This window comes from Pseudanabaena sp. 'Roaring Creek' (assembly GCF_001402795.1).
GTDB lineage: Bacteria > Cyanobacteriota > Cyanobacteriia > Pseudanabaenales > Pseudanabaenaceae > Pseudanabaena.
Genome location: NZ_LIRE01000103.1, coordinates 1 through 8,487 on the forward strand (window position 1 = coordinate 1; position 8,487 = coordinate 8,487).

9 protein-coding genes are annotated in these 8,487 nt (G+C 44.9%); 1 reads left to right on the forward strand and 8 read right to left on the reverse strand.

What is annotated here, in order from left to right; all coding sequences use genetic code 11:
• Positions 1-203: 203 nt before the first annotated feature.
• From atpA to AC805_RS03355, 7 genes are all read right to left on the reverse strand, one after another.
• Positions 204-1,721 carry a F0F1 ATP synthase subunit alpha gene (gene atpA, locus AC805_RS03325; protein WP_009628627.1) on the reverse strand — a complete coding sequence of 506 codons (1,518 nt, stop codon included), beginning with the start codon at positions 1,719-1,721 and terminating at the stop codon, positions 204-206.
• A 169-nt stretch (positions 1,722-1,890) separates the two neighbouring features.
• On the reverse strand, positions 1,891-2,448 hold the full coding sequence (gene atpH / locus AC805_RS03330; protein ID WP_055074096.1) for an ATP synthase F1 subunit delta: 558 nt from the start codon (positions 2,446-2,448) through the stop codon (positions 1,891-1,893).
• Between the two features lie 8 nt (positions 2,449-2,456).
• On the reverse strand, positions 2,457-2,990 hold the full coding sequence (locus AC805_RS03335; protein ID WP_055074097.1) for a F0F1 ATP synthase subunit B: 534 nt from the start codon (positions 2,988-2,990) through the stop codon (positions 2,457-2,459).
• Between the two features lie 68 nt (positions 2,991-3,058).
• Positions 3,059-3,556, reverse strand: coding sequence for a F0F1 ATP synthase subunit B' (locus AC805_RS03340; RefSeq protein ID WP_009628630.1), 498 nt, complete (start codon positions 3,554-3,556; stop codon positions 3,059-3,061).
• Positions 3,557-3,782: 226 nt separating this feature from the next.
• Positions 3,783-4,028, reverse strand: a complete 246-nt coding sequence (gene atpE / locus AC805_RS03345) for an ATP synthase F0 subunit C (RefSeq protein WP_040689330.1) — start codon at positions 4,026-4,028, stop codon at positions 3,783-3,785.
• Between the two features lie 100 nt (positions 4,029-4,128).
• Complete coding sequence (gene atpB, locus AC805_RS03350) at positions 4,129-4,902, reverse strand: F0F1 ATP synthase subunit A (RefSeq protein WP_009628632.1); 774 nt, start codon at positions 4,900-4,902, stop codon at positions 4,129-4,131.
• A gap of 80 nt (positions 4,903-4,982) precedes the next feature.
• Positions 4,983-5,429: an ATP synthase subunit I gene (locus AC805_RS03355; RefSeq protein WP_055074098.1), complete on the reverse strand. Its 447-nt coding sequence runs from the start codon at positions 5,427-5,429 to the stop codon at positions 4,983-4,985.
• Between the two features lie 378 nt (positions 5,430-5,807).
• Between AC805_RS03355 and AC805_RS03365 the strand changes: the two genes are divergently transcribed.
• The gene (locus AC805_RS03365; RefSeq protein WP_055074101.1) at positions 5,808-6,413 is read left to right on the forward strand and encodes a hypothetical protein; all 606 of its coding nucleotides are present in this window, start codon (positions 5,808-5,810) and stop codon (positions 6,411-6,413) included.
• A 47-nt stretch (positions 6,414-6,460) separates the two neighbouring features.
• Here the strand turns inward: AC805_RS03365 and AC805_RS03370 are convergent, their stop codons facing one another.
• The gene (locus AC805_RS03370; RefSeq protein WP_055074100.1) at positions 6,461-8,143 is read right to left on the reverse strand and encodes a S8 family serine peptidase; all 1,683 of its coding nucleotides are present in this window, start codon (positions 8,141-8,143) and stop codon (positions 6,461-6,463) included.
• Positions 8,144-8,487 lie beyond the last annotated feature (344 nt).

Here is an 8,487-nt window from a genome sequence, read left to right on the forward strand (position 1 = left end):
ACACTTTTGGGAATTGAAAACCAAATCCAGTAAGGGTTTTAAAATCACAAAATGGCTACGCCATTTTGTGATTTGGTATTAGACATCGAAGTACAAAAGACTACTTGATTAGCAGCATATCACAGAGTTTAGAATTTCATTTTCAATAAAATTGCAATAAAAAAGAGGGCATATGCCCTCTTTTTTATTAGCTTATCTGTGGATTAGACAGAAGCTAAAAAGGTCTTCTTGTATTCAACAAGTGCTTCCTTCAAGATTTTTTCTGCTTCATCAGAGAGCTTCTTCTCGGACTTGATGATTTCGCCGTACTTGGGCTTGCTGGTTGCCAAGTAGTTACGCAGACCCTTGTTAAATGCGCCCACTTGATCGACTTCAAGTTCATCAAGATAGCCATTAATTGCGGTATAGATAATCGCAACTTGGTCGCCTACGGGCAATGGCGAATATTGAGGCTGCTTGAGAATTTCGCGGAGACGTTGACCACGGGCTAGTTGCGCTTGAGTGGTTTTGTCCAAATCAGAGGCGAACTGAGCGAAAGCGACGAGGTCATCGTACTGAGCTAGTTCCAGTTTGATCTTACCTGCCACCTGTTTCATTGCCTTGATTTGCGCAGCGGAACCAACACGAGATACCGAGATACCAGGGTTGATCGCAGGACGAATACCAGCATTGAAGAGGTCAGAGGACAAGAAGATTTGACCGTCGGTAATCGAAATTACATTGGTAGGAATGTAAGCCGATACGTCACCCGCTTGAGTCTCGATGATCGGCAATGCGGTCATCGATCCACCGCCGAGTTCATCACTTAACTTCGCAGCACGTTCGAGCAAGCGGGAGTGTAAGTAGAATACGTCTCCAGGATAGGCTTCACGACCTGGTGGACGACGGAGCAAGAGAGCCATTTGGCGATAAGCTTGGGCTTGCTTAGACAAGTCATCATAGACGATCAAAGTGCCTTGACCTTTGTACATAAAGTACTCAGCCAATGCTGCGCCAGTGTAAGGAGCGAGGTATTGCAAGGTAGCAGGATCGTTGGCACTTGCCATAACGACGATCGTGTATTCCATTGCGCCGCTTTCACGAAGCTTGTTAACAACGTTCGCAACGGTAGAAGCTTTTTGCCCGATCGCTACATATACGCAGATACAGTCCAAACCTTTTTGGTTGATGATGGTATCTACCGCAACAGAGGTCTTACCTGTTTGACGGTCACCAATGATCAACTCACGCTGACCGCGTCCGACGGGAATCATCGCGTCGATCGCAGTAATACCCGTTTGTAGGGGTTCAAATACGGATTTACGAGCAATAATGCCAGGAGCGGGAGATTCAATTAAGCGAGATTCGCTTGCTTTGATTTCGCCCTTACCATCAATAGGTTGAGCCAAACCATCCACAACGCGACCAATAAAGGCTTCGCCTACGGGAACTTGGGCAATACGTCCAGTTGCTTTAACCGAGCTACCTTCAGCGATCTTGCGACCTTCACCCATCAACACAACACCAACGTTGTCTTCTTCAAGGTTCAGCGCAATGCCGACAGTACCATCTTCAAATTCCAGCAACTCGCCAGCCATGCACTGTTCCAAGCCATAGACACGAGCGATACCGTCACCGACTTGCAGGACAGTACCAACGTTGGAAACTTGCAGCTCTTGGTTATAATTAGCAATTTGCTGCTTGATAATATTGCTTATTTCGTCAGGTCTGATGCTAACCATAGTTGTGTTTTACCAGTTATCAGCGATCGATTTGTTTTGAATATTTGGGGATTTAGCTATTAGCATTTAGCTTTTAGCTTTTAGCTTTTTTGGGATTTGGTAATTGGTAATTGGTGATTGGTAATTGATAATTACTTTTTCCCTTTTACTTTTTCCTTTTTCCCTGAGATTAAACGCCTGCGGTGAGGCTGCTCTTTAATCGGCGTAGTTGTCCACGAATGCTGGCATCAACGACTTGAGAACCAACTTTAATGATTACGCCACCAATTAAATCAGGATTAACAGTTACGTCAAGGTCAACGCTTCTAGCGCCTGTCATCGCTTTGACGCGATCGCGAATGCTATCTTCCTGAGATCTACTCAATTTTAAAGCAGTCGTAATTTCAGCAAGAGCTACTTGATCGATTACACGCAATAGAGCTTTGAACTCATTAACGATTTGTCCTAAGAAGGCAATACGTTTGCGATCGACTAATAGAAGTAAAAAGCTTTTGGTAATAGAGCTTACCTGAGAACCAAACACATTTTCTACTACGCCTTTTTTGACATCTGCGCCAATTAAAGGGCTAGCAAATAATTGACTTAACTCCAAAGAATCAGTCAAAGTATCGCCAATCAGGCGGACATCTTTAGCGATCGCATCTAAGTTTCTCTGCTCTTGCGCCAAGGACATTAAAGCCTCAGCATAGGGAGCGACGACAGCTTGACTAACAGAATTAGATTTCATGTTTTCTCCTAGTCAGAACTTAAAAGGGCAATGCTACGGTCGATCAGTTCGACTTGAGCGGATTCACTCAAACCGCGATCAAAGTAAGACTGAACGCTAGCGAGGGCTTTTTCGGCAACTTGCTGACGCAATTGCACGATTACACGATCTTGCTCCGTGGCAATCTCTTGGTCGGCAGCTTCTCGCAAACGAGCAATATCTGCATCAACCGTCGCCAAAATTGCATCAGCCGCGTGTTTGGCATCAGTTTCAGCCTGTTTGCGTAGGTTTTCAGCCTCGGTTTTTGCCTGAGCTAATTTGCCTTGCTGCAAAGCAAGCTTATCTGTTGCTTCCTTTTGACGCTTTTCTGCATCAGCGATCGCCGACTGGATAGACTCCAAGCGAGCCGAGAGAATTTTGCCTAAGAAACCACGACCTGCATAGATCAAAAGACCGATAACGATCACTAAGTTGATCAGGTTAGTTTCCAGAATATCGGAATTAATACCGAAGCCTGAATGCTCGCCTGCTTCACTTGCAAGTAAGACGAAATTTCTAATCATAAAGGTTGTTTCTATTACTCAATACCAGCCAGAATCCAGATAGAAACTATCTATGAGGATCGTCAGAACTAGGATTTAACTAAGTTACCTAGTAATTTTTCTAGAACTTGGCGACTGAGCGACTCTACTTCAGCGTCCAGAGATGCGGTCGCATCTTGCTTTTGCTTTTCGATTTCTGCTTTAGCTGTAGCAACTTTTGCTTGAGCTTCAGCCATCGCAGCATCAATACGTTCTTTACGAATCTTATTTGCTTCCGCTTGAGCAGTTGTTAAGATGTTCTGAGTTGCCTTACGCGCAGAAGCAAGCTCTTGCTCATATTGCTTAACAGCTAACTCAGCTTTTTCTAGACGTTCCTTTGAGCCAATAATCTGTCCTCTAACATAATCATCACGATCATCGATCGCCTTAGTTAAAGGTTTAAAGAAAATAACGTTCAGAAGCGCCACAAAAACAACAAATTGCACTGCCATAATTGGAAGTGTGGCATTGATATCAAACAAGCCGCCTTTATGTTCTGCCGCTTCCGCAGCGATGAGAACAGTTGAAAAAAGGTTCCAAATTGTCATAGGTATGTTGCTAAAAAAGCACTTTTGTGGAGCATTTGGATAAATGCTGTTACTAAAGGTAGCGATCTAGATGGACAAAGAAGCCAAGAATTAAAGGAAAAGCTCGACTTTCCAACTTAGCTTCTTTGCTACACTAGCTCTTTACTACACTAGGCACTCAAGAGTAGGCATTCAAGAAATGCATTCAAGAAAAGGCATTCAAGAAAAGGCATTCAAGAAAAGGCTATTAGGCGAAGGGGTTAGCGAATAGCAATACAAGTGCAACAACCAGACCGTAAATGGTAAGAGCTTCCATGAAAGCCAAGCTCAACAATAGGGTGCCACGAATTTTGCCTTCAGCTTCAGGCTGACGAGCAATACCTTCTACAGCGCGGCTAGCAGCTGTACCTTGACCGATACCAGGTCCAACTGCACCAAGACCAACGGCAACGCTAGCGGCGATTACGGATGCTGAAGCTACTAATGGATCAATCACGTTCTTTTTCCTTCTTAGATTATTTTTAAGTGTTTACAAATATGGGAAACAAATATGGGAAACCAACTTCCCGAATCAATCGGTTGAATTAACGAGCTTAATGCTCATGTCCTTCATCACCATGTCCCTCCATCGCTTCACCGATGTAAGACGCTGCCAAGGTCGAAAAAATCAATGCTTGGATGGCACTGGTAAATAATCCCAGAATCATCAATGGCAGAGGTACAAACAAAGGTACGAGGAGAACCATGACCCCCACAACTAGCTCATCGGCGAGGATGTTTCCGAAAAGACGGAAGCTTAGCGAAAGGGGTTTTGTGAAATCTTCAAGAACCCATAAAGGAAGGAGAAAGGGAGAAGCTTGGATATATCTAGTGAAGTATTCCAAACCGCGCTTGCTCAATCCAGCATAGAAATAGGCTAAGGAGACTAATAATGCTAGGGCGATCGTGGTATTGATGTCGCTTGTCGGGGCAGCAAGTTCGCCCTCGGGCAATTCGATCAATTTCCAAGGAACTAGCGCTCCTAACCAGTTCGATACGAAGATAAACAAGAATAGACTACCAACAAATGGCACCCATTCTCTGTAGTGCTTTTCGCCAATCTGGTCTTTAGCGATGCCCTGAACGTACTCCAGAGCATATTCCATGAAATTTTGAAAACCTGCGGGAACGCGCTGGTCAGCTTTAGCGGTGCTAGATCCGATCAGTGCAGCAACGAGTACTGCTCCCATCACAACCCAGCTCACAATTAAAACTTGACCATGTACCGCTAGATTACCGAACTGCCAATAAAAGTGTTTGCCCACTTCTAGTGCGGCAAGACTGGTTTGGTGACTAACTGAATAGCCAAAAGATACTGGATCGATCATGTTCGATATGTTACAACCTGTAGGAGGTTAAATCAGCGAGAATGGAACCCAATCCTCAAGTTTTCCTCAATCTCGGTCAATTAACCTTTGCTCAAGTCTTGGCTCAGGTCTTGGCTCAAGTCTTGGGCAAGAATTACTAAAACAGCGACTTTATAGGTCATAAAGCCTAAGAATGCAGGCAAAATCTCTAGTTGATCGGACTTAGCAGCGATCGCCATCAAAAGTACGAACAGCCCAAGCCGCGAAAATCCGAGTCGGTTGGATTCACCACCCAATCGATCTACGCTTTTAGCTAGCATTCTGAAGTAGACAGAGCCAACTAATGCGCCGACAGCATAACTGAGGGCAATCTTCCACCCGTACCAAAACCATACAGCTAAGCCAATAACAAGCCCAGAGATGAGGGTAATTACTAACAGCCTAAGCTTGAGGCGATTGTACTCTTCCATGCCATCAACAACTGATGTGGATGAAGTTTTTACAACCGTCTGTGCGACTGTACTGTTTTTTGCGGGGATGATCTTCACTGTTGACCCTTGGAGGTTGACCTATAGCGACTGCTTTTTAGCAAAATTTACTGACTGTTTGAGTGAAGAACTAGTACTTGAGATAGTACTAAAATGGGTGTCCAAAAACTTGGATGTAGCTGCCTACACCGTTGCTAAGCATATCACGCAAGATGTCACATTTGCTTTACAACTCTTCAACAAATAAGGTGCGGACTAGGGCAAAGTGTCCCTAACATACTTTTGGGGATACTTTTAATAGTTACTTCGTCTGTGTTGGGGTGTTACGATAACAAAAAGTTTTAGATAAATGCTTTTCACTTTTTTCAAGTTAAAAGCAACCCCCAAGTATTCAGCTAAAACTTATTCTTTCTTGTGAGCATCCAGAATTTGCAACCTATGTCCACATCCTTTGCTAAGCCTTGCTTCTTTCAGATTGCCTTTCAAGCCGCAGCTTTATCTTTGATCTCTTCTGCGACTTTGCTCCCTCTAAAGGCGATCGCCCAAAATGCCTCATCTCAGCCGCCCAAAGTTCAACCTACGCAAGCTCAGCCCGTAGAGGCAACTAAGCCCAATTCTCTAGAGAATAGTGTGTTTAGTATTGCAGGGGGACAGAGGTTGATGGCAGAGTCAATGACCGCAGTTAGCCAGCAAAATTACGATCAAGCTGTATCTAAGTTGCAAGATGCCCGTCAAGTCTTTAATCAATTATCCAATTTTTATCAGGAACTAACGACCAGCTTTTCAGGCATTGACAATCGCATATCCGATAGTCACCGTCGTAAGGCTCTACAGGCAGCACAGTTGCGTGATGAGGCGACCTACCAACTTGCTGTGGTTTATCGAGCTAAAAATCAACCCGAACTATCCGTACCTTTGTTAATTCAATTGATCCGCAGTCAAGCGCCTACCCGCGATCTCGGTCAACAGGCTTATCAACAATTGTTTGAGTTAGGTTTTGTTGATGCCCAGTACCTCCCTCCTAGCGCGACGACTCCTAAGTAATTCAAGTAAAAAAAGGGGGCGCTTCGCGCCCCCTTTTTTAAGGATATTTAAGAATTTTTTGCCCACCAAGCTAAGCCGTAGCGCTGGCTTGGCGTATTGGTTTGGGGGGATTTAAATACCACCCGCAGTTTGTATTTACCTGTGGTGGGAATTTTTACAAAAATATGCTGTAAGTTATCAACTTGACTGGTGGATGACCAAATACTTTGGGAAATATCAGTATCCTGCGATCGCATTAAGTACAATTCGATTTTATTAAAGCCCTCATCGCTAAAGCTTTCACCGATATCGTAGAGGCTATTGCCATTTTTATCGTTGAGTTTAACTTGGCGATCCCAAGTTAGAGTGGCAGCAATAAAGCTGTCGGCTAAAAGCGGCTCGCTAAAAATATAATCTTGAAAATTATCGACATTGACAAAATTGGTATCCCAACCGATCGCTTTGATGGTCGCCACTCCATTTTGGGGTGATTGCTGTCCTGCTTGGTATTGCAGCAAAGCTCGGCGAGCGTTGAGTTGTCCTGAGCCAAGACTGCGACTGAGCGGTACTACCCGACTGCCATAGGCTTCACTATCGAGCCATGTTTTGCCAAAGGTATCGAGAATAGTTTTGGACATACCAAGGTTTTTCCCATCACCCCGATCTTGAATTTTATCGGCGGAGTTGATGAGGACAGCTTTGAGTAACTCATGCCGACGCGCCTCAACACTCCATTGCCCATTCTCAATCTGGCGATTGGCGTACTCATGGAGCAGAGCGATCGTCCCGACTACGTGGGGCGCGGCAAAACTCGATCCGCTAGCATTTTTAAATTTGCCTTGTAAATTGGGGAGTTTGAGGTTACTGCCTGGGGCAAGCAGAGCGAGCGATCGCCTGCCATTGAGGGGACTTTCGACACCTGCCGTCCATTTCCCATCTTTATTGAGGTCAGTAAAAAATTCCCCCTGTTCGTATTTACCAGTATTACTGCGATCGATAAATGGCTCATCGATCAAGTTGCCACGATCGAGCTGACGATAAATACCCTCAACCTCATGGGTAAAGCCCACGGTAAACCCATTAAAAAGATCGGTGGGAATGGGAATGCCACCTTTACCTTGGTTTCCTGCGATTATTGGTAAAGTATTGTAAGTCGTCGCCAGCCAATCGACGCAGAGTGTAAGTAGAGCATTACCATCAAGTTGAGGATTGGGGCGCGGATCTTCGCTGAGGAGTTCGCCAAAGCTGAAGTTAATCGCCCGCACAGTACCGTTATGTTGTCGCGCAATATATTGGGCGGCAAGACAGGCTTCTGGTTGTCCGTCTTGGCGACGTTGGGAATAGGCAGCAGAGATCAGTTTGGCATTGGGCGCGATCCCTCGGTAAGTTTTATCTTGACTAATGATGACTGCGGCAACCTGCTCGGAATGATCGTCAATGTTGCGATTGGGAACAGCCTTACCGTCGCGAAAAAAAACGGCGTAGGGCTGCACGATCGCGCGATCGCGCGATAAAAGTTTGTTAAAGAGTTTATCTACGGCAAAGCGTAATGGACGACTCAACTCGACTTGCCCCACAAACACATCTTTGCCCGTGAGGTTGTAGGGAGAATTTTGCAAGCTCCTTGCATCAATACCTTGGCGATCGGTGGACTTATCTAATGCCCATCCTGCGGGACTATTCGCCAAAATGGTAATACAAGTAGAGATATTGACCAAAATCCCAACGACACACCAACCTGAGCTACGCATTTTTCTTCCTTTGATTCCCTATGGATTGGCTATATGGATTGGCTATACAGCAATCCTAAATGATTTGTGAGAGGCTTCGACTTCACTCAGCTATTGGTATACCGCTATACCGATGGCTGAGCGAAGTCGAAGCCCCATTTTTCTCGTAAAATTAAAAACTAGATCTAAAACCTGCGGCGCAGGCACAGCCTGCGCTACAGCTTTTGGTTTTTATATTTAATTGTACCCAGCTACTTATACCGAATTACTTACTAAGTAGCTAGGCATAATTAAAAACCAAACCCAGAGAGCATACCGCCCGCTGCGCGGGCGGTATGCTCTTCTGGGTTTTAAGTTTACTTATG